Annotated in this window: 22 protein-coding genes; 4 read left to right on the top strand and 18 right to left on the bottom strand. The window is 68.4% G+C overall.

All coding sequences use genetic code 11. The annotated features are described in order from the left end of the window. Positions 1–61: 61 nt before the first annotated feature. Positions 62–1,522, top strand: coding sequence for a type VII secretion integral membrane protein EccD (eccD, locus tag ABZ909_RS08560; RefSeq protein ID WP_356997076.1), 1,461 nt, complete (start codon positions 62–64; stop codon positions 1,520–1,522). A gap of 12 nt (positions 1,523–1,534) precedes the next feature. Further along, positions 1,535–2,998 (top strand): type VII secretion-associated serine protease mycosin, encoded by a 1,464-nt coding sequence (gene mycP, locus ABZ909_RS08555; RefSeq protein ID WP_356997075.1) that lies wholly within the window; start codon positions 1,535–1,537, stop codon positions 2,996–2,998. A gap of 23 nt (positions 2,999–3,021) precedes the next feature. Here the strand turns inward: mycP and eccB are convergent, their stop codons facing one another. Next, positions 3,022–4,509 carry a type VII secretion protein EccB gene (eccB, locus tag ABZ909_RS08550; protein WP_356997074.1) on the bottom strand — a complete coding sequence of 496 codons (1,488 nt, stop codon included), beginning with the start codon at positions 4,507–4,509 and terminating at the stop codon, positions 3,022–3,024. A 130-nt stretch (positions 4,510–4,639) separates the two neighbouring features. Here eccB and eccE point away from each other — a divergent pair, with 130 nt between their 5' ends. Next, positions 4,640–6,283: a type VII secretion protein EccE gene (gene eccE / locus ABZ909_RS08545; protein ID WP_356997073.1), complete on the top strand. Its 1,644-nt coding sequence runs from the start codon at positions 4,640–4,642 to the stop codon at positions 6,281–6,283. Here eccE and ABZ909_RS08540 read toward each other — a convergent pair. The 3 genes from ABZ909_RS08540 to ABZ909_RS08530 all read right to left on the bottom strand — a co-directional run bounded on the left by ABZ909_RS08540 (position 6,280) and on the right by ABZ909_RS08530 (position 9,101). Continuing rightward, positions 6,280–6,843 (bottom strand): NAD(P)H-dependent oxidoreductase, encoded by a 564-nt coding sequence (locus tag ABZ909_RS08540; RefSeq protein WP_356997072.1) that lies wholly within the window; start codon positions 6,841–6,843, stop codon positions 6,280–6,282. The two genes, eccE and ABZ909_RS08540, sit on opposite strands and share 4 nt — an antisense overlap. Before the next feature lie 24 nt (positions 6,844–6,867). Further along, positions 6,868–8,061 (bottom strand): NAD-dependent epimerase/dehydratase family protein, encoded by a 1,194-nt coding sequence (locus ABZ909_RS08535; RefSeq protein ID WP_356997071.1) that lies wholly within the window; start codon positions 8,059–8,061, stop codon positions 6,868–6,870. Positions 8,062–8,285: 224 nt separating this feature from the next. Then, positions 8,286–9,101 (bottom strand): S-methyl-5'-thioadenosine phosphorylase, encoded by an 816-nt coding sequence (locus tag ABZ909_RS08530; RefSeq protein ID WP_356997070.1) that lies wholly within the window; start codon positions 9,099–9,101, stop codon positions 8,286–8,288. Between the two features lie 102 nt (positions 9,102–9,203). Here ABZ909_RS08530 and ABZ909_RS08525 point away from each other — a divergent pair, with 102 nt between their 5' ends. Continuing rightward, a complete protein-coding gene (locus ABZ909_RS08525; protein ID WP_356997312.1) occupies positions 9,204–9,554 on the top strand; it encodes a metal-sensitive transcriptional regulator in 351 nt (116 codons plus the stop codon). 3 nt (positions 9,555–9,557) lie between these two features. Here ABZ909_RS08525 and ABZ909_RS08520 read toward each other — a convergent pair whose 3' ends face one another. The 14 genes from ABZ909_RS08520 to infA all read right to left on the bottom strand — a co-directional run bounded on the left by ABZ909_RS08520 (position 9,558) and on the right by infA (position 21,014). Next, positions 9,558–10,553 carry a nitrilase-related carbon-nitrogen hydrolase gene (locus tag ABZ909_RS08520; protein ID WP_356997069.1) on the bottom strand — a complete coding sequence of 332 codons (996 nt, stop codon included), beginning with the start codon at positions 10,551–10,553 and terminating at the stop codon, positions 9,558–9,560. 79 nt (positions 10,554–10,632) lie between these two features. Further along, complete coding sequence (locus ABZ909_RS08515; protein ID WP_356997068.1) at positions 10,633–11,595, bottom strand: helix-turn-helix domain-containing protein; 963 nt, start codon at positions 11,593–11,595, stop codon at positions 10,633–10,635. A gap of 111 nt (positions 11,596–11,706) precedes the next feature. Next, complete coding sequence (locus ABZ909_RS08510) at positions 11,707–12,561, bottom strand: nitrilase-related carbon-nitrogen hydrolase (protein ID WP_356997067.1); 855 nt, start codon at positions 12,559–12,561, stop codon at positions 11,707–11,709. A gap of 83 nt (positions 12,562–12,644) precedes the next feature. Further along, a complete protein-coding gene (locus ABZ909_RS08505) occupies positions 12,645–13,625 on the bottom strand; it encodes an AraC family transcriptional regulator (protein ID WP_356997066.1) in 981 nt (326 codons plus the stop codon). 249 nt (positions 13,626–13,874) lie between these two features. Further along, positions 13,875–14,840, bottom strand: coding sequence for a helix-turn-helix domain-containing protein (locus ABZ909_RS08500; protein ID WP_356997065.1), 966 nt, complete (start codon positions 14,838–14,840; stop codon positions 13,875–13,877). A 222-nt stretch (positions 14,841–15,062) separates the two neighbouring features. Continuing rightward, positions 15,063–15,827, bottom strand: coding sequence for a hypothetical protein (locus tag ABZ909_RS08495; RefSeq protein WP_356997064.1), 765 nt, complete (start codon positions 15,825–15,827; stop codon positions 15,063–15,065). Between the two features lie 376 nt (positions 15,828–16,203). Then, on the bottom strand, positions 16,204–17,118 hold the full coding sequence (gene truA / locus ABZ909_RS08490; RefSeq protein ID WP_356997063.1) for a tRNA pseudouridine(38-40) synthase TruA: 915 nt from the start codon (positions 17,116–17,118) through the stop codon (positions 16,204–16,206). Between the two features lie 19 nt (positions 17,119–17,137). Then, complete coding sequence (gene rplQ, locus ABZ909_RS08485; protein ID WP_356997062.1) at positions 17,138–17,665, bottom strand: 50S ribosomal protein L17; 528 nt, start codon at positions 17,663–17,665, stop codon at positions 17,138–17,140. Positions 17,666–17,718: 53 nt separating this feature from the next. Next, a complete protein-coding gene (locus tag ABZ909_RS08480) occupies positions 17,719–18,777 on the bottom strand; it encodes a DNA-directed RNA polymerase subunit alpha (protein WP_040855475.1) in 1,059 nt (352 codons plus the stop codon). A gap of 125 nt (positions 18,778–18,902) precedes the next feature. Continuing rightward, positions 18,903–19,508: a 30S ribosomal protein S4 gene (gene rpsD / locus ABZ909_RS08475; RefSeq protein ID WP_356997061.1), complete on the bottom strand. Its 606-nt coding sequence runs from the start codon at positions 19,506–19,508 to the stop codon at positions 18,903–18,905. Between the two features lie 22 nt (positions 19,509–19,530). Further along, complete coding sequence (rpsK, locus tag ABZ909_RS08470) at positions 19,531–19,944, bottom strand: 30S ribosomal protein S11 (protein ID WP_040855472.1); 414 nt, start codon at positions 19,942–19,944, stop codon at positions 19,531–19,533. A 9-nt stretch (positions 19,945–19,953) separates the two neighbouring features. After that, positions 19,954–20,325 carry a 30S ribosomal protein S13 gene (gene rpsM, locus ABZ909_RS08465; RefSeq protein WP_040855471.1) on the bottom strand — a complete coding sequence of 124 codons (372 nt, stop codon included), beginning with the start codon at positions 20,323–20,325 and terminating at the stop codon, positions 19,954–19,956. Positions 20,326–20,560: 235 nt separating this feature from the next. Then, positions 20,561–20,674, bottom strand: a complete 114-nt coding sequence (gene rpmJ, locus ABZ909_RS08460) for a 50S ribosomal protein L36 (protein WP_033085975.1) — start codon at positions 20,672–20,674, stop codon at positions 20,561–20,563. Positions 20,675–20,792: 118 nt separating this feature from the next. Beyond that, the gene (gene infA / locus ABZ909_RS08455; RefSeq protein ID WP_040804562.1) at positions 20,793–21,014 is read right to left on the bottom strand and encodes a translation initiation factor IF-1; all 222 of its coding nucleotides are present in this window, start codon (positions 21,012–21,014) and stop codon (positions 20,793–20,795) included. Positions 21,015–21,358: the final 344 nt, after the last annotated feature.

The raw sequence follows: 21,358 nt of genomic DNA, 5'->3' as shown, positions 1-21,358 counted from the left end.
ATTCGGGTCGACTTGGGGCTTCAGTGCACGAACGGCAACCATCATGCCGTACAGTGCGGGCGTGGCGCAGTCGCGGACCGATCACCTCGACGAACTCCGCGGCACGGTCCGCGCGCCGGATCTGGCGCGAGTCACCATTCTGGCCAAGCACACTCAGGTCGACATGGCCATTCCCGTCGATGTGCCGGTGGCACTGGTCATCCCGAGCGTGGTCGACATGGTCGACCAGCACAATCGCGTCAATGACTTCGACCACGACGGGGAACAGTTCGAGCCGCACGAGTGGGTGCTGGCCCGTGTCGGGCAGCCGCCCTTCTCCAATTCCCTGAGCCTGGCCGAGCAGGGCGTGCGCGACGGGGAGCTGCTCATGCTGGAGAGCGCCGAACATATCGCGCCCACACCGCTTTTCGACGACATCATGTACAACGTCGCCATCGCCGACGCCGATCACTTCCGCGGCTGGACGCCGCGTACGGCCCGGCTGACCGGATCGACGCTGGCGGTGGCCATCATGCTGACCGGCTGCCTCGGCCTACTGGCAGCGCCCACCGCCATTCCCGGTTGGGTGAGCGCGACCGTGGCCGCCGCCGTCACCCTGCTGCTGGTCACCGCGAGCATGGTGCTCAGCCGCATGTACCACGACCGCGCGAGCGCGGTGGTGCTGGGCGGTTGCGCACTGCCCACCGCCTTCAGCGCGGGCATGCTGTTCGTGCCGAGCCACTTCGGCTGGGCCAACGCGTTACTGGGCACGGTCCTGGCCGGGGCCACCGCGATGCTGGCCTGGCGGGTGAGCGGGGTCGGGCTGGGCCTGTTCATCGGCGCGACCGCGCTGGCGGTCTTCGCCATCCCCGCGATACTGGTGGGCCTGCTGACGGATCTGCCCGTGCACGCCATCGGCGGCGGCGCGGCGGCGCTGGGCCTGGCCGGATTGTCCCTGGCCCCACGGCTTTCCATGCTGCTGGCCGCGCTGCCGTTGCCGCCGGTCCCCGCACCCGGCACCCCCATCGACCCCACCGAGGACGACCCCGACGACCATCGGGCCCTGCCCACCATGGAGGTGCTGCGCGCGAAATCCGCACGGGCGCGCGACTATCTGGCCGGATTGGTTGCGGCGACCACCGCGGTGGTCGTGGCCGGGGCGGTCGCCGCCGTGGATCCGACCGCCGGCACCCCATACTGGCCGGGCCTGGCCCTTGCGCTGGTGTGCGCCATGGTGCTGATGTTCCGCGGCCGCACCTATGCGGGTGCGGAACAAGCCGTGGTCCTGATCGCCGGCGCCACCTCCATCGTGCTGCTGGTGCTCATCGGTGCGGCTCTCACCCGGCGACAGCCACTCACGATTTTCGGTGTGGCCCTGGCACTTTTCGCCGCGGCACTGGTCCTGGGCATCATCGTGCCCCGCCAGCAGGCCACCCCACCCGTGCGGCGGGCGGTGGAACTGCTGGAATACGCATTCGTGGCAGCCGTGGTGCCGCTGGCCTTCTGGGTGACCGACCTCTACGCCCTCGTACGCGGACTGTGATCGTGGTCGGCCATGCTGGATAGCGCGCTGAGCGCCAACGGTTTCCACGACCCCGCTCCCGGCGCGCGGGGCTTGCGGGTCGCGGCGGCCTCGGTGGTCCTGGCGCTCGGTGCGGCAGTCGGAGTGGGGGCCGGGCCAGGTGTCGCGTTCGCGGACCGGCCGCCGCCCATCGACGCGGGCCTGCTGCCTCCCGGTGGTCCGGCCGTGCCACCGACCGAGACCGAACACCCCGCGAACTCGCCGTGCGTCAGCACCCAGGTGGGCGGTGGCGGGCCGACCATTCCACCCGCTCAGCGCACCCTGGACCTCCCCGATGCGTGGCAATTCTCGCGGGGCGCAGGGCAATTGGTGGCCGTTATCGACACCGGGGTGTCTCGCCACCCGCGGCTGCCCGGCCTGATTCCCGGCGGCGACTATGTGGCCGCGGGCGGCGACGGCACCGAGGACTGCGACGCCCACGGCACCATTGTGGCGGGCCTCATCGCCGCTTCCGAGATCAGCGGCCAGGGCTTCGCCGGGGTCGCGCCCGAGGCGCGGATCATGACCATCCGCCAGACCAGTGCGCTGTATCAGGCCAAGGGTGCGGGCCGGGAGAAGGGCCCCGACGATATGCCCGACGGCTACGGCAAGATTTCCGCTCTGGCCTCGGCGGTGCGCCGGGCCGCCGACGCGGGCGCACGGGTCATCAATATCTCCCTGGTCGCCTGCCTCACCACCGAGCCCGCCGGCGCGGAGATGGGCGCGCTGGGCGCGGCGGTGCGGTATGCGGCCGTCGAGAAGGACGTGGTCATCGTGGCCTCGGCGGGCAATACCGATACCTGCAAGGCGAGCAATCCGGGCCAGGATCCCCTGCATCCCACCGACGATCCGTGGGAGCACGTCGCGTCGTATGTGGTGCCGGCCTGGTGGGACGCGTATGTGCTGTCGGTCGGTTCGGTGGACGCCTTCGGCCAGCCGTCGAAGTTCACCGTCCCCGGGCCGTGGGTGGGGGTGGCCGCGCCGGGCGAGAACATCGTCTCGGTCGATCCCCGCAACACCGGGCTCACTACGGCCAAGGTGACCAACCAGGGACAGATCGTCCCCTACAGCGGAACGAGTTTCGCCGCGCCGCAGGTCTCGGGCGTGGCCGCGCTGGTGCGGGCCCGCTATCCGGATATGCGCGCCGCCGGGGTCATCGAGCGCATCGAGGCCACCGCGCACGCGCCGGGTGAGGGCTGGAATCCGGCCATCGGTTACGGCACAGTCGATCCCGTGGCCGCGCTCACCGCCGAGGTGCGAGACAGCCTGCCGCCCAAGCGACCCGCGGGACCGCGGGATCAGCAGCTCGCCCTGCCCACGCCGCCGCCCACACCCGACCACACACCACGCGATGTCGCCCTGATCGGCACCGGCGTCGTCGCGCTGCTGCTGGCGCTCGGCTTTCTGGCCTCGTTCCCGCTGCGCCGCAGGTTCGGCGTGCGGGATACCGACGCCTAACTCGATGGGACCGACGCCTGAGCTCAGTTGCCGTTCGGCGCTTTGGTTTTCACCGGCTCCCTGGCGGGATTCGGATCGGGCGCGACCCCGTCGTGGGCGACCATGGCCGCGTCCCGGCCGAGAGTCGGTCCGGGAGCGAGCAATCCGAGAATCGGCCACGGCGCCGGTTCCGGCCGCTCCTGCTCCGGATCCATGCCCAGGGCCTTGGCGGAATCCAGATTCTCGATCCCGAACCGTACTCCGTAGTCGGACACGAAGAACAGGCTGTCGTGGCGTTGGCTGTCCGGCTCGATACCGGTGGACTGCAGGTACGCCCCCGCGCCCGGCTTCATATAGAAGCTGTCCACATTTGGGCCGCTGCCGTCGGCCTGCGCCAGCGGAACCAGCCTGGCGCGGTCGGGAATCGGTACCGCGTGCCCGGTGAGCACGGCCAGCTCGGCGTGCTTGCTGCCGTCGGACGCCTCGGCGGAACCGACCGGCTTCCAGGACAGGCAGTCGACGGGCTGATCCTTGCCGTCCACCAGGACCGGCGCCCGGCCCGGATACTTCGACACCTGCAGGGCCGAGGAGACCGGCGCGCCGGTGCGATCGGCCTGCGCGATGAAGTCGTCGGCGGCGCTGGCGCGGTAGGCATTCCGGATGATGTCGGCGGTCAGCGCCGAGACCGGCTGCAGGCCGTCGGGCAGCACCACGTAGTACTTGCTGTCGGTCCGCACCTGCACGACATCGCCGATCCGGTGGTCGCCGAGCGGGTAGTCCGGTGCGGCGCCGGCATTCTCGATACGCGGCGGAACCAGCGGCGGCACTTCGGGAATCGCGTTCAACAGGCCGTCACTGATCGGGCGTGGGGTCTGGCCGCGCAGATCGAGGGCATCGACCACGGCCCGATCGTTCAGATCGATCCGGGCGCGCTGATCGTCGTAGATCAGGTAGGTGTGGACCCGGCCCTGCACCAACAGCGCCTTATCGGACGTCAGGTGAGATATCTTGTCCGCCTTGCCCGTATCGCCGGCCAGCACCGAGGTGGTGAGAGAGCGGCTGCCGTCATTGGACAGCACGTCGCACACCGTCCAGGTGCGGCCGTCACCGCCGGTGAGGTTCAAGGAGGTCGGCGCGCCCGGTATGCCGATCAGCTGCCCGCGCGGTTTCTCGGCCAGCTGGGACTCCTGCACGGTCGCGGGCTTGACCGCATCGCCGGCGGCCAGGCGCGCCGAGGCCAGGTTCAGCGCCGGATGCACCACATTGTCGAGCACCACGTAGACCGCGCCGGAGTCCTTGCCGATGAGGATCTTGTTGGACCCGATCCGGTCCTGCGGCCGCAGCAGAGCCAACACTCCGCAACCCGCCAGCGCGACACACGCGAGGATGAGTCCGGCGGCATACGCCCGCGACTGTGAACGCATGGGATCGTGCAGCATTCGCACGTCCCGGCGAACCAGGGCGTGCTCCATGCGACGGACCAGGAAGCGATAACCGCTCACCTGCCATCGGGTCGTGGGTTTCGAAGGCATCCAAGTCCCCGGCAAGTCGTTGCGTTCGTCGAACACAGTACAGTTACAAGGACATTCATACGCACTCGGCCGCTGCGCGAGCGCACTGGGGCAGCGCGCGGGGCCGATATCGGGGAGCCGGGGACCGACGATGACGATCGAATCCGGGGAGACGGCGACGCGGCCATTGCTCGGCCGGATCTCCCTCGCGAACCTGATCTGGGCTCAGGTTGCCGGACTGGTCGTTCTGGTCCTCGGCGCGCGGTGCGGGCTGGCGTGGTGGGCCGCACTCACTCTCGGCATAGTGGTCGGTCTGGTTCTTCTGCTACCGCTGGGCAAACGGACCGTTTCCGACTGGATCGCCACCCGCGGCCGCTTCCGCACCCGGCGCGACCACCCGCCCGCCGACCTCATCGATTTCCGCGCCCCCGACGGGCGGTCGCTCGGGCTCTACCGGGACGGCGGCCGCGTGGTGGCGGTCGTCGAGGTGCTCGCACCCAAGGGTGGACTGACCCGGCTCGGGCGCTCCACCGTGCAGTCCACCCATCTGCTGCCACTGCCGGAACTCGCGAAAAGCCTGAACCGGCACGACATTCTGCTGTCCGGCATCGACATCGTCTCGCACGGCTTCCGCAGCCGCTCCGGCACACCAGCGGGCGCGATCTACGACACCCTGCTCGGCCCGCTGCCCGCCACCGCGCACCGGACGGTATGGCTGGCCATCGCCTTCGACCCGATCATCTGCCCTGAGGCCGCGGCCCGGCGCGGCGGCGGGCTGACCGGCGCGTGCCGGGCGGTCACCATCGCCACCCAGCGCATCGTGCGCACCCTCGAGGACGCCGACTGCTCGGCCCGACTGCTCACCGCGCCCGAGATCCGGCAGGCCGCCCTGCAGGTCACCGCGGGCGTCGACCCGGGCGAACTGACCCAGCGCTGGCGCTACGCCGAACTCGGCAACGGCGTGAACATCGGTGCGGCCGTGGATCCCCGGCAGCTGGCCTCCGATCTGCTCGCCCAGCTGTGGGTGCCCGCCTCACGCGGCACCACGGTGGCCGTGCGGCTGCGCCCGGGCCGCAACGCCGACACCGTGCGCATCGGCGCGGCCTGGCGGCTCACCGCCCGGGAATTGCCCGACGAACCGGTGCAGCAGCACATGATCTCCATGAACGGCCGCCACCGGGAAGGGCTGCTCGCGCATCTCCCCTTCGCCGCGCCGGGCCTGGACGACACCGTGCCCACCGAGATCCGCGACATCGCCGGGATCGAGGCCCTGCAGCTGCCCTCCGCCGGATGCGGCCAGCTGCTCGGCTCCGACGACGACGGCAATGGCGTCGCCATCCGCCTTGTCGGGCAGGGTATTTCGAGCGTCCACTTGGCCGGGGAGCTCTATCTCGCCCAGCAGATCGTCTTCCGCGCGCTGGCCGTCGGCGAACGCATCCTCATCCGCACCGACCGCCCCGCGGCCTGGCAGCAGCTGGTCACAACCATCGGCAGTTCGGACCGCCTCAGCATCGCCGTCGAAACCCACCAGTCCGACGCCGATTTCACCGCGACCCTGGTGGACGGCGTCCTGGCCCCGGCACCCCACGCCGGCGTCACCACCATCTACCTCACCGGAGACCCCCTCGGCTGGCCCGGCACCAGACCCGACCTGTCCATCCGCCAGCCCGCCGCCGCCGGCAACCGGATCATCCTGCGCACCGGCACCACCGAGGTGCCCCTGACCCTGGTCTCCATCCCCCGCGAGTCCACCTACATCGGACGGCCCCGCGCCGCCGTCGCGCTCGCGCGCTAGCTGCCCGGATACGGATCCGCGGCGCGGGCGGTGCGCAACGCCGCCGCCCACCAGGCGAGCTGACGCAGCATGCGATCGGCGGCGTCGATGGCCGCGCCATCCCGGGTCTCACCGTCGGCATCGAACTTGCGTTTGGCCTCATGGAAACTCACGGTCTCGCGGATGGAGACCATATGGATCTCGGCGACCACCTGCCGCAGCTGCTCGACCGCGCGCAGCCCGCCCGACAGACCGCCGTAGCTGACGAAACCGATGGGCTTGCCGCGCCATTCGCGCTTGACGCTGTCGAAGGCGGTCTTCAGCGAGGCCGGGTAGCCGTGGTTGTACTCGGAGGTGACGGCCACGAACGCGTCCGCGGCCTCGACCCGCTGCCGGAACGCCCGCACCTCGTCGGACTCCGTGAGGTCCAGCGGCAGCGGAGTGTCGAGGAGGTCGATGACGCCCACCTCGAAATCCGCGTCGGCGCGGGCGCGGCGTAGGAACCAGTCCGCGACGACCGGCGCGAACCGCTGGGGACGCACACTGGCAATGACCACCTCGAGCCGCAGCGGGGTATCCATGCCGGGAGCCTATCGGCTGGGCGGTCAGCGCCGCCCGATCCCGCGCGCGGCATAGTCGGCCAACCCCTTGGCGGGCTGGGTGCGCGCGGTGAATTCCAGTGCCTGCCGGGCTCTTTCCGGATGCGCGACGACATGGCGGATATCGGTGACGCGGCATTGACCCGTCACCACCGGGGTCGGCCCGTCCATCGCCCTGGCCAAGACAGAGGCCACCTCCCACAGCGTGAGCGGCCGCCCCGAGGCGATATTCAACGGCACGAAACCGGGCAGCCGGCGTTCCACGGCCGCAACGGTGGCCACCGCCGCGTCCCGCACATGCACGAAATCCCGCACCTGACCGCCGTCTTCGAACACCTGCGGCGGGCGCCCCGCCACCAGCTCGGCCCGAAAATGCGCCACCACACCGGATTCCGCCGACCGCACCCTGCGGCCATCCGCCACCGGCTCGCCGTAGAGCTGGTGATACCGCAGCACCGCGGCATCCCCGCCGGTATTGGCGGCCCACGCCAGCGCGTAGCGCTCCTGCGCGACTTTGCTTGCCGCATAGGCGCTCCGGGGCCGCAATGGCGCGTCCTCCCCTATCGGCTCCCAGGTGAGCACCTCCCCCGACCGGGGCGCGCGATGATCGAACAATCCCCGATCCAGGTCAACGGGCCGCCGCAGCCCCGGATAGAACGGCCCGCTGCGCACGCCCCGATACCGGCCCTCGCCGTATACGGCCACCGAGGACCCGAGCACCAGCCGCGGCACCTCGGCCCGCTCCATGGCGGCCAGCAGGACGGCTGTGCCCACGTCATTGTGCGCGGCGTAGAGCCCGGCCCAGCGCATGCCCTCCGCGCCCGCCCGCCCGCTGCCGCGCCGCCTGTCCACCGAGACGCGGCGCGGACACGGAACATCCTGCGGGGCAGCGAGATTCGAGGAGTCGGCGGGCACCGGCTCGATCGCGCCCCGCAGCCGCGGCAGCGGTACGGCCGCCGCCAGGTGGCAGACCACATCGATATCGGCGAGCAGGTGTTCCAGCGCGTCCTGGTCACGGACATCGATGCGGGAAACATCCTCGGGGCCAGCGGCATTCGCACCGTGCACGGTCTCGAGCAAGGCATCGATCGCGACGACCTCGTGACCTGCCGCCAGCAGAGCACGGTGCACATGGGAGCCCAAGTAACCGGCCGCGCCGGTCAGCAACACACGCACGGGGTCGGGACCGCCCGCATTCATGGTTCCAGCCTATTCGACCGGCCTCCGCTCAGGTCCGCTGGACAACGTCGCGACCACATTCTCATTCAGGTCTCTTCGAATCAGACGCAACAACTGATTTCGCGCCGATCCGGGTAACTCGCCGGGGACGCCCAGGATCGGTTTCGCACCCAACCGACGGCACGGGTTGCCTTCGGCGGACGGCTCTCAGCCGTCCGCCGAAGGCGCCGGGGAGGCGGGGGAGCTCAGGGCAGCTCGAAGGGAAGCTGCACGCCGGTGCCCGTCAGCACGCGGCACTTGTCGCAGGTGTCGTCACCCTCGACGGCGGCGACGGCGCGGCGCACCAGCGCCTTGAACGGCACCAGGTTGCGCTCGAACTCGGCGAAGACGGCCGCGGCGCTGACGCCCTCACCGGTCTCCAGGCCCGCGTCCAGGTCGGTCACGAGAGCGATTGCGGAGTAGCACATTTCGAGCTCGCGGGCGAGCACGGCCTCCGGGTGCCCGGTCATATTGACCAGCGCCCAGCCCTGTCCGGCGTACCAGCGGCTCTCGGCGCGGGTGGAGAAGCGCGGGCCCTCCACCACGACCATGGTGCCGTGATCGTGCGCGGGCAGCTCGTCGCCCAGGGCACCGATCGCCGCCGAACGCAGCTCCTCGCAGTACGGGTCCGCGAAGGCCACGTGCACGCCGCCGGTGTCGTAGAAGGTCTGGGCGCGACCGGAGGTGCGGTCCACCAGCTGGTCCGGCACGGACACGGTGCCCGGGCCCCAGTCGGCACGCAGGCTGCCGACCGCGCACGGGCCGAAGATGCGGCGTACGCCCAGCGAACGCAGGGCCCAGATATTGGCGCGGTAGGGCACGGTGTGCGGCGAGAACTCGTGTTTGCGGCCGTGCCGCGGCACGAACGCCACCGATCGCCCCTCCACCTGACCGATGGTGATGGGCGCACTGGGCGCACCGTAAGGGGTCTCGACCTCGACCGTGGTCGCGTCATCGCCGAAGAAGTCGTAGAACCCGCTGCCTCCGATGATGGCGAGCGTTGCCCGTGGATCCTCACTCATGCCCACGATTCTCGCGCATGCGCGCGCGAGTGGTGGGACCAGGGCAAACCATGTACCCTAGGGGGGTATTAACGCCCGGGAGTGAGGACAGCGCAGGTGACCATCGACAAGACCGCGACCACAGACCCGGCTGCGCCCGCCGAAGCCGCCGAGTCCTGCCACGACCACGCCACCCACGGCTACATCACCGCCAAGGACGACTACCTCAAGCGCCTGCGCCGCATCGAAGGCCAGGCCCGTGGCCTGCAGCGCATGGTCGAGGAGGAGAAGTACTGCATCGACATCCTCACCCAGGTCTCGGCCATGACCAAGGCCCTCCAGGCCGTTGCCATGGGCCTGCTCGAGGATCACATCAGTCACTGCGTGGTCGACGCGGCCGTCGCCGGCGGCCCCGAGGCCGAGGCCAAGATCAAGGAAGCCACCGACGCCATCGCCCGCCTCGTGCGGAGCTAGCCCTCAGCAGGCGGCGATGCCTCCGGGATACGTGCCCAGGGACATGGGCAGCGCCCAGCGGTCCGGGTCGGACTGCCAGCCGGAGGCGACCCGACGGGACCCGCGGCGGGCGGGGACGGGGTCGCGGTCCCCGCAGTCACGCGTGGCCCGGGCGGAGTCGTACTGCTGGGCGTCGGCGCTGTCGGCGTCCAGGTCCAGATCGGCGTAGAGGATGCCCCCCTCGCCCTCCTCGAGCGGGGTCACCACTTCGCTGCCGTCCGCGGCATAGATGCGGGCGCGGCCGGTGGGGCCGCTGATCCGGGGGGCGCCGCCCATACCGTCGAACGCCGGCTCCCCCACCACCGCGGTGGGCGCGAGCACGAAGGCGCCGACCTCCAGCGCGCACATCCGGCTGACCGTGGTGCTCGAATCCGGCCCTGCCGCATCGGCGTACGGACTGCCGGGCCAGGCGGCCACGTGGATCTGCTCCTCGTCGGCGCGCAGCGCGCGGGTGAGCAGCGGCCGCTGGTTCTCCTGCCCGGACAGCGCGCCGTACTTGCCGATCGGAGTGTGGTGCACCGCAGGCAGATTCGGGGTTCCGGAGGCGAATATCTTGCGTTCCACGCTGTTCAAACCGGCCTTGCGGCGCACGGACAGCAACTCGCCAGAATCGTCGATCACGGCCTGCGACATATAGATTCGCCGATCCTGCCGTTCACCGAATCCGAGGACGACGTGAATGCCGTGCGCGGCGGCGGCGCCGGTGATCGCGCGCATTTCCACGCCATCCCGAGTCATCGAATTCTCACGGCACCGAGTCGAGTATTCGACATTCCACTGATTGGTATCGATCCAGCGCCACCAGGGATATCCAGGGAGAAACGCCTCCGGGAATGCGATCAGCCGGGCGCCCTGCGTCGCTGCTGCTCGGATCAGTTCGACGACCTGTTCCACGCCGTCGGACAGCCGCAGCCAGCTGGGTTCGGCCTGGACGGCGGCGACTCGCACCGTAATCCTCATCGCTGTTCCCTCATGGAACGTGATGCTTGCCAAGAGTTTCCGGCAAAACAATGGCGACGAGTGCCGAATCACCGACTGATCATGCCAGGGTACGAAAAGCCCCCGGAGTCGTACCCATTTCCAAGCGGAAGCTGCGGTAGAAACTACGCTCGGTGAGGAATCCCGAAGCTTTCGCAACAGCCGAAAGCGGCAACTGTGGCGCATTTCGTAGTAGGTCGCAGGCACGTTCGATTCGCATACGGCGCAGCACCGTTCCCGGTCCACCCTCGAACTCGCCGAACACCCGGTAGAGAGTACGCCGCGACATGCGGCAGCCCTCGGCGATTCGATCGACTCCGAGATCCGGATCCGCACAGTTGCTGCGCATGAAGGCCAGCACCCGCTGCCGGTTGAGGGCGTCCGCGGACTGGTCGTGTGGAGTGCGACCGGACGCCGCGATCACCGCTGCCGCCAGCAGATCCATGCCCGGTTCGGCCAGCAGTGCCGCCCCGGCCGGATCGGTGCGCTGCAATCCCGCGACGCCCCGGAAGAATTGCGCCACGATTCCCGGCGCGGTTCCATTGGAAAACACAGTGGCCGTGGGGACTTCGGGATTGGAAACGCCGTAGTGATCGCGCAGCCGGCTCAGCGGGACCTGCACCACGACCTGTTCCCACTCCTGCTGCAAGTTCCACTGATAGGGACGAGTGGTGTCGTAGAACACGATCGAACCGGGACGGACATCCGCCACCCGGCCGTCCTGTTGCAGGCTGCCGTGACCCGAAAGCGGAATACTCGCGATCAGATACTCGTCATTCGCCTGCGCTATCAGCCGATCGGTGCGACGGATGAGCTGAGTAGAGGATCCGACGACGGTCAGATCGAGGTCGCGATATCGAGCGCGTTCGATATGGCCAACAAAACGATCGGTCGGTTTTGGTGAAACCGCCAATGGCACATAGGCATCGCTCACGTGCGCTTCCCAGCGCTCGAATGCCTCCGCCGCCGACTGCTCCGGTCCGGACCGCACCTCGATCCGATCGACCGCTTCTGACCGTTCCACTCCCCATCCCTCGATGACAATGGTCGGCCCATGTACAGCCGAATACTCGGGAGAGTGTGTCAGATCGGGGGAAATCGAGCCAATACATCGGAGCGGTACGCAGTGATACCACTAGGCCGCGGACTGGAAACTCAGGTCCAGCTCCAGATCGGCGTACAGCAAACCCTGTTCGTGCCCGGCCAGCGGCGACGCCAGTTCCTCGCCGCCCGGCGCGAAGATGCGCGCATGCCCGCCCGGCCCGCGCACCAGCTGCTTGGTCGGCTCCGAACCCCGGCGGCTCTCACCGCCCGCCACATCCATCACCGCACACGCCGCGACCACGTTCAGGTGCCCGACCACCGCGTACCAGAGCGTGGCCGCATTGTTCACGCGCACACCCCAATCCACGTCCCGCGCCACGATGAAGCCCGGCCAGGACACCACATGGATCTGTGCGCCGGTGCGCTCCAGCTCCCGCCGCGCCGGCAGACGTAACTGCTCGGAGCCGCCCTGCACCGCGATGCGTCCGATGCCGGTGCGGAAGACCTGCGACTCGCCGGGCTCGCCACTGCGGAAGATCTTGTGCTCCAGGGGCGTCAGCTCAGGCTTGCGACGGACTCCGAGCAGTACCCCGCGATCATCGATGAGGCACTGCGACAGGTAGAGCGCGTCGGCACTGCGTTCACTGAAGCCGAGCAGCACGTGAATGCGATGCCGCCGCGCGGCGTCGGCGATGCGCCGGAACTCGGTGCGGCCCACCGTCATCGAATTCGTACGATACCGCGCGAAGAACCCCTGGCCCCAGCTCACCGATTCCAGCCACAACCACCACGGATACCCGGGCAGGAAGGTCTCCGGGAAGGCCACCAGCTGCGCGCCGTCAGCGGCGGCGTCCTCGATCAACTCGATGGTCTGCTGGACACCGGCACGCAGATCCAGCCATCGTGGCTCGGCCTGGACGGCTGCGACTCGTACCTTCGTCGGCACGTCGGCTCCTTCGACGGGGATCGGATGATGTGCAATCACCCTTCGCCGAACGCGAGCCGGTCACAGCGACATACCGTGCCGTACTACCGACCGCGCGTGCCTGCGTCCAGTTGTGACCTAAATTGACCAGGCGTCACCCCGGTTTCCTGGCGAAATGCGCGGTAGAAATGGCGATCGGTGGCGAATCCGGAAGCTGCGGCAATCGCCGAGAGCGGCCGGGTCGGGTCGGCCCGCAACAGCCGCCGGGCATGTTCGACCCGCATGCGGCGCACCAGTGCGGCGGGGCCGCCGATGTCCTCGCACACCCGATAGAGCGTGCGGCGTGATACCAGACAGGCGTGCGCCACCTCATCGACGGTCAGATCCGGATCGGTATAGCGCTGGCGCAGCACCGACAGCACCTGCTGGCGCGTGTAGAGCGAATCGGCCGGCGCCGGCGAGTTCTGCCCGTTGGCCAGCAGCACCGCCGAGGAGAGCATGGCCGTGATCTGCGATTCGAGAGCATGTGCGGCACGGTCGGTTTCCTTGACCGGAAGGGCCGCCATGCCGCGGAAGAAGTCGACCACCACGCCCATCGCCCCGGTGGCGGGCAGCGCCTTGGCGATCGGTAGCTCGTCGCGCACCAGCCCGGCATGATCGAGCACCGCGGCCATGGGCGCGCGCACGATCGTGGACACCGCGTTCTCGGTGGTGCGGCTCTCGATCGGGCGGGCGCTGTCGTAGAAGGCGATGGTCCCGGCCCCGCCCTCGGTGATCCGGCCGTTCTGCTCGGTCCAGTTCGCGCCCTCCACAACAATGTTCACCAGCAGGAAGTCCCCGGCGGCCTGGTCGAGCTGGCGCTTGGTGCGCACCACTCGCTGCGCGCTCGAGGTCATCATGGTGAGACTGGAGTGATCGAACTGGGTGAAGCGCAGCTTGCCGTGCCACTCGCCCTTGCCGAGCGGCTCACAGATCGACGGCAGCACCGCGTCGGCCACGATGGCCTCCCACTGCTCGAATGCCTGCCGCGCGGAAACCTCTGAGGTCGTACGGACTTCGGCGCTGGCAGTGGACGCAATACCCACACCGTGCATCATTCCACTACCGGCCGCCGGGAAACTGCGAATGAAGCCGACCGATCCGACAAAACGGACCGGTCGCCCGGATTGTCCTGGTAAACAAGCCGATCCGGATAGGCCGCCTGCCCGGTCGCCGGCGGCTCGAAGGCGGCGACCGGGCGGCGCCTCATCAGTATTCCAATCCGCCGCGCCGCTGTGACTGCCCCGGCGTGCCAGATCACTGTCAATTGGCGACAGCCCCGATACACCTCCTGATCAGGGAGGACTCGACCGGAATTCGCCAGGGGTCATCCCCATTTCGCGTTTGAAGGCGCGATAGAACTGCCGCTCGGACATGAAGCCCGACGCCTGGGCCACGGACAGCAGCGGCCGAGTCGGATCGGTGCGGATCAGGGCCAGGGCACGCTCGACCCGCATGCGCCGGAGCATGGCCGCCACACCGTCCTCGCCCTGCTCGAACAACCGGTACAGGGTGCGGCGCGATACCGCGCAGGCGCCGGCCACCTGATCGATGGTGAGTTCCGGGTCGGCGTAATGGCGTTGGATGAACGCCAGCGCCCGCTGTTTGGCCAGCGTCTGCGCGGGTTCGTCGCGCGGCAGGTCGCCCGCCGCCAGCTGCACCACCGAAGCGAGCAGTCCCGTACCGTGTTTGGCCAGCACCGCCGCCTGGTCCGGTGCGGTGTGCTGCAATTGCGCCAGGCCGCAGAAGAAGCGGCCCACGATGCCGGCCGCCCCCTCGGGCGGGAAGCGCACTGCGGTCGGCAGCCGGTCCGCCGGCACCCCCGACGCCCCCACCACCTCCGCCAGCGGCACCTGCACCGCCACCACGCCCCAGGACTGCTCGAAATGCGCGCTGAAGGGCCGGGAACTGACGTGCAGGGTGAGCCCGCCGTCGGCCAGTTCCCCCACCCGCCCGTCCTGCTCCAGCCAGCCGTGCCCGTGTGTGGTCACGCTGGCGAACAGGATGGGTTCCTCGGGCTCGTGGATGAGCCGTGGTATCCGGCTGAGGTGCTGCTCGCTGGCCGTCACCATGGACACATCGATGCCGTCGAATCGCGATTGCACGATGCGCGCCCGGAACTCCCCCGACCGCACCGGTGTCACCACCAGCGGAACGTAGGCCGCTGCGACAACGGCCTCCCACTCCTCGAAAGTCTCCTGCTGCGAAACCTCCGGTGTGGACCGAACCTCCATCACCGCGGGCTCGACGCCGCCCCTCATCGCCCGATTCTCGCACCCCACGCCCGCCCCGATCCTCGAATTCCCTTAACAACATCCAACTTTCATCACATCGCCCGAATTTCCCCATTCCCCGCAACTCGCACCACGAATCTTCATCCCGGACTTGCACTTTCACGCAAACCCCCATCCGCAATCACAGGGCCGTCATTTCCACCCGACATCGAATTCGCCGACCCGCCTGCCTGTGCGGGCCGAACCACATCAAACGTCCGAGTCGATCGTCCGCAGCTGTGCGCGCAGCACCGTCGCCGCGAGCGCATACGGCGGCAGATCGTCCTCCGGGTCGTCGTCCGGATCGTCGAACGCATCGAGATCCGCCATCAGCGCCGCGCGCTCCCGACACGCCCGCCGATCCAGCGCCGCCTCCACCTGACGGCGAAACTCCCACGGCGACAACCGCTCCGTGACGCCGGGCAGGTCCGTGCCGGCCAACTGCCGTGCCACAGCCGTCCGATCGCCCGGGAGCAGGTCGATGACCTGCGCGGCCTCCCCACCGTCATGGAACATCCAGACCAGGAAGGTATGGATGCGGTCCGCACGTTCGAAACTGCCAACGAGCACCGAAGCGCCCCTGGCAGTCGAGCGGGTGCACGCGACCGCCCGCAGCGGTGCGGCCGAACGGACCGACCAGCCCGGCACACTCACCCCCTGCGCCTCGAGCCGATCCGCCGCAGCCCGTGCCGCACGCGACAATTCGGCGGTCGAGAGCCGGGCCAGGACGCGCAGCGTACCCAAGGCCTCCGAGGTCGCCCGCTCCTCGAGCACGAGCACCGCCCACGCACCGAACAGCTTGGCGAACCCCAAATCCTCGTCGCCTCCGGCTAGCAGATCGGCGACCAGGAATTCGACCTGTAGGGGATCGGTGTGATCCCCCAACTCGGCAGCGTCCGCCAGCACCTGGTCGATCGGCTCCCGCAGATCGAAGCCCTGTCCGTCGAACCCGGCGAACTCATCCTCGTCCGGCACGAGCACCCGCTCCGGCCGTCGCCCGCCGCCACACCCGCCCTTGTGGTTTCGACCCCCGCGGCCACGCTTCGATTTCCCCATACCGAGGACTATCCGCCCGCGCCCCGGCCGCCACACCGCGAAACGAAACTTCACACCCCGAACCGAAAAGAAGGTCGCCCTTCACGTTTCGCGCCAACTCACGCCGCGGCCGAACGCGCCGCCGGCCGGTGGTTGGACGATGCAGCCCACGCATGTGGTCCGGCCCGGGTGCGCGGGTGCTTCCGAAGGCCCGAAACGGCCGAGACCGCACGCCAGTTGGCGGGAACCCGGTGTCGGCGCGGTCGTGTGTCAGCGCTCGGCCGGCCGGTTGCGTGTACCACCGGTCGAGGACGAGTCAGTCGCCGCAGCAGCCTTCGGGGTCGGGAACAGTGCGGACCTCGCGGGTCTGGGCATTGCGGGCGGCCAGGTCGGCCTCGTCCGGGTAGTCGACCGCGATCAGCGACAGGCCGTGGGCCGGGGCCACGGTGACAGAGCTAGAGCGCTCGCGCTCGTTCAGCAAACCGGCGATCCAGGCGGGAGTGCGACGGCCTTCCCCCACCGCAAGGATCCCGCCGACCAGGCTCCGGACCATGGACCAGCAGAACGCGTCGGCGCTGACATAGGCGGTCAGCAGATCGCCGTCCTGGACCCAGTCGAAGCGCTGCAGTTCGCGGATGGTCGTCGCACCCTCACGGCGGCGGCAGAAGGCGGCGAAATCGTGCAGGCCCAACAGTTTTCGTGACGCCTCACGCATGGCGTCGACATCGGGGCCCGGGCGGCAGGGGACGACACTGCGCGCCCGAAGCGGTTCCGCGCCAAAGGGAGCCGTGGTCAGACGGTAGGCGTAGTGGCGGCGGATGGCGGAGAAGCGGGCGTCGAACTCGGGCGGCGCGAGGCGGGCCGCCTTGACGCGCACATCCTTCGGCAGGAAGCGCGCCAGCCGGTGCACCAGCTTGGGGCCGTCCACCTCGGTGTGCGTATCGAAGTGCGCGACTTGACCTTCCGCGTGCACGCCCGCGTCGGTGCGCCCGGCCACCGTGAGCTGGATGGGCTCGCGCTGCACCTTGCTCAGCGCGTCCTCGAGCACGCCCTGCACGGTGCGCAGGCCGGGCTGGCGCGCCCAGCCGGTGAAATCGGTGCCGTCGTAACTGATGTCCAGCCGTACCCGAATCGAAACCGGTTCGGGCGTCGGATCCTCCACGGTCACAGCGATCTCCTGGTTAACATGGAGAAAGCCCGCCGACCCGGAGGGGACGGCGGGCTCACTCATGAATCCGAAAGGTGCGGAATTACTCCGCGGCCTTGTCCTCGGCGGCAGCCTCTTCGGCCGGAGCCTCGGCGGCAGCCTCTTCGGCCGGAGCCTCGGTGACAGCCTCTTCGGCCTTGGCCTCGGCCGGAGCCTCGGCAGCCTTCTGCGAAGCGGCGACACGACGGGCACGGTCCGCCTCGTTGGTCACGGTCTTCTCGCGGACCAGTTCGATGATCGCCATCGGAGCGTTGTCACCCTTGCGGGGGATGGTCTTGATGATGCGGGTGTAGCCACCCTCACGGCCCTCGAACGAGGGACCGATCTCCGCGAACAGGGCGTGCACGACGTCCTTGGAGCGGATCACCTTCATGACCTCGCGACGGTCGGCCAGGCTGCCGCCCTTCGCCTTGGTGACAAGCTTCTCGGCGTAGGGGCGCAGCGCCTTGGCCTTGGCCTCGGTGGTCGTGATGCGACCGTGCTCGAAGAGCGCCGTCGCCAGGTTGGCGAAGATCGCCTTCTGGTGCGACGCCGTCCCGCCGAAGCGGGCACCCTTCTTGGGCTTGGGCATTGTTTGAATCTCCTGTGTTGAAGGCCGATTCGGGGCGCTACACCCCGAATGACCTAAAGCTGTTCGGTCTCGGCGTAGTCCTGCTCGCCGTTGTCGGTGTCGCTGAACGAACCGCTGTCGCTCCAGGTGCCGCTGGCCGCGTCGTAGCCGACGACGGAGGACGGATCGAAGGAAGCCGGAGAATCCTTGAGGGACAGGCCGAGCGAGTGCAGCTTGACCTTGACCTCGTCGATGGACTTCTGACCGAAGTTGCGGATGTCCAGCAGGTCCGACTCGGTGCGGGCGACCAGCTCGCCGACGGTGTGCACGCCTTCACGCTTGAGGCAGTTGTACGACCGCACGGTGAGATCCAGGTCCTCGATCGGCAGACCGAACGAAGCGATGTGGTCCGCTTCGGCCGGCGAGGGGCCGATCTCGATGCCCTCGGCCTCGACGTTCAGCTCGCGCGCGAGACCGAACAGCTCGACCAGGGTCTTGCCCGCCGACGCCAGCGCATCCCGCGCGGAGATCGAGTTCTTGGTCTCGACATCCAGGATGAGCCGGTCGAAGTCGGTGCGCTGCTCGACACGGGTGGCCTCGACCTTGTAGGTCACCTTCAGAACCGGCGAGTAGATCGAGTCCACCGGAATCCGGCCGATTTCCGCACCCGACGCCTTGTTCTGCACGGCCGGGACGTAGCCGCGACCGCGCTCGACCACGAGCTCGATCTCCAGCTTGCCCTTGTCGTTCAGGGTGGCGATATGCATGTCCGGGTTGTGCACGGTCACGCCCGCCGGGGGGACGATGTCACCGGCGGTGACGGTGCCCGGGCCCTGCTTGCGCACGTACATGGTGACCGGCTCGTCCTCTTCGGACGACACGACCAGGCCCTTGAGGTTCAGGATGATGTCGGTGACATCCTCCTTCACGCCCGGGACGGTGGTGAACTCGTGCAGCACGCCGTCGATGCGAATGCTGGTGACAGCGGCACCAGGAATCGACGACAGCAGCGTGCGGCGCAGCGAGTTGCCGAGGGTGTAACCGAAGCCCGGCTCCAGCGGTTCGATGGTGAACCGCGACCGGTTCTCGGACACGACCTCTTCGGTCAGCGTCGGTCGCTGTGAAATCAGCATTTCTTCCTCCTTCGAGCGCCCACCATTTGACGCTCACGATTGGGAACTGTTGCGGCCCTGGCGGATTCGTTTCGATGAAACCCGCCCACCGGGGCCGCAACCAGCGGCACGCGTACGCGCACCTATTACTTCGAGTAGAACTCGACGATCAGCTGTTCCTGCAGCGGAACATCGATCTGCGCACGCTCGGGGAGCTGGTGCACCAGAATCCGCAGACGGCCGGGAACGACCTGCAGCCAGCCCGGGATCGGACGGTCGCCGATGGTCTCACGCGCGACCTGGAAAGGCAGCGTGGCCAGCGACTTCGGCTTGACATCGATGATGTCGTACTGCGAGACCTGGAAGCTGGGCACGTCCACCTTCACACCGTTGACGGTGAAGTGGCCGTGCGAGACCAGCTGACGGGCGCCACGACGGGTCCGGGCCAGGCCGGCGCGGTACACGACGTTGTCCAGCCGCGACTCGAGCAGACGCAGCAGGTTGTCGCCGGTCTTGCCCTTCTGGCGGTTGGCCTCTTCGTAGTAGCGGCGGAACTGCTTCTCCATGAGGCCGTACGAGAAGCGAGCCTTCTGCTTCTCCTGCAGCTGCATGAGGTACTCGGACTCCTTGATCCGCGCGCGGCCGTGCTGGCCGGGCGGGTAAGGACGACGCTCGAACGCCTGGTCGCCTCCGACGAGGTCGACACGCAGACGACGCGACTTGCGGGTGATAGGGCCGGTATAACGAGCCATTGTTTTCTACTCTTCCTTCCCGCTAGACGCGACGCCGCTTGGGCGGACGGCAGCCGTTGTGCGGCTGCGGGGTGACATCGGAGATCGTGCCAACCTCGAGGCCGGCGGCCTGGAGGGAGCGGATCGCGGTCTCGCGGCCCGAACCCGGGCCCTTCACGAAGACGTCGACCTTCTTGACGCCGTTCTCCTGCGCCTTGCGGGCAGCGTTCTCGGCGGCCAGCTGCGCGGCGAACGGAGTCGACTTACGCGAGCCCTTGAAACCGACGTGGCCGGAGGACGCCCAGGAGATGACGTTGCCTTCGGGGTCGGTGATGGACACGATCGTGTTGTTGAACGTGCTCTTGATGTGCGCGTGGCCGTGCGGGATGTTCTTCTTATCCCGGCGACGCGACTTCTGAGTCTTCTTCGGGCCCGAGGCCCGGCTCTTCGGAGGCATGCGCTATCCCTACTTCTTCTTGCCGGCGACGGTCTTCTTCGGACCCTTGCGCGTGCGGGCGTTGGTCTTGGTCCGCTGGCCGCGTACGGGCAGGCCACGGCGGTGGCGGATGCCCTGGTAGCAGCCGATCTCGATCTTGCGACGGATGTCGGCCTGCACCTCGCGGCGCAGGTCACCCTCGACCTTGAAGTCCTGCGACTCGATGTAGTCGCGGAGCTTGGTCAGGTCGTCATCGCTGAGGTCCTTGGAACGCAGGTCCGGGCTGACGCCGGTAACGTCCAGGATCTCCTTGGCGCGGGTACGGCCGATGCCGAAGATGTAGGTCAGCGCGATCTCCATGCGCTTTTCGCGCGGGAGGTCGACGCCCATCAGACGTGCCATGGTTGGCGATTCCTTACTTTTGCGGAGGTCTGCTCCCTGTCCGTCCCCTCGTAAGTGGGGCCCCGGCCTCCGTACCGGGGGTGGGCCGCCATCCGTCCCCTACGGGACTCGGCGACGGCGACTGGTGCTGGGAGTTCTTCTTTGTTGCCAATCCGAACCGCGTTCGGTGCTTGGCGGTGAGCGACCGGGGGCGTGAAGAAACCACTGTCCCGGCGATCACGGCACGAGGCCGCAATCAGCCCTGACGCTGCTTGTGGCGCAGGTTCTCGCAAATCACCATGACCCGACCGTGACGGCGGATCACCTTGCACTTCTCGCAGATCGGCTTGACGGACGGCTGAACCTTCACGTCAGATCCAATCTGGGTCGGTGTTCACTGGCCGTGAACACAGTTTTTCCCCGGCCGGTTTGACCGGGGAAAACCCGGGACTCACGCCCCGGAAGTCTTTGGCACCCGTGGGGGTGACTCACTTGTAGCGGTAGACGATGCGGCCACGTGTCAGGTCGTAGGGCGACAGCTCCACGACGACGCGGTCCTCGGGCAGGATGCGAATGTAGTGCTGCCGCATCTTGCCGCTGATGTGGGCCAGCACCTTGTGACCGTTCTCCAGCTCGATCCGGAACATCGCGTTGGGCAACGGCTCGATAACCCGGCCCTCGACCTCGATGGCCCCTTCCTTCTTCGCCATATCCTCCGCGATCCCGGTTAGGCTGAACCTGGTTGGTTCAAGCTCATTACGGCAGGTCGGCCCCGAAGTTGGTGGTGCATTGCGGCCAACCCGGTGACATACTCACTGGAGGCGGCACTAGGACATGCCACAACCACTATGTAAGTCACCAGCGACCTAGCTTACCCGTTTCCCCAGACCCGGCCAAATACGGGTGCCGTGAGGTGCCCCGCTGTGCACGGCCGATGCCGCCGGTTCCGCACAGCGCGCCACCGGGCGGACGAGACATGCCGGGCGCGCACCCGTCGGAGATCGCTAAACTACGCCCGGTCCTGCACGATCGATCGAGCACCGGGGGTAGATGT

Source organism: Nocardia sp. NPDC046763, from assembly GCF_040645495.1.
Classification (GTDB): Bacteria; Actinomycetota; Actinomycetes; order Mycobacteriales; family Mycobacteriaceae; genus Nocardia.
This window is presented reverse-complemented; position numbering and strand designations above follow the sequence as displayed.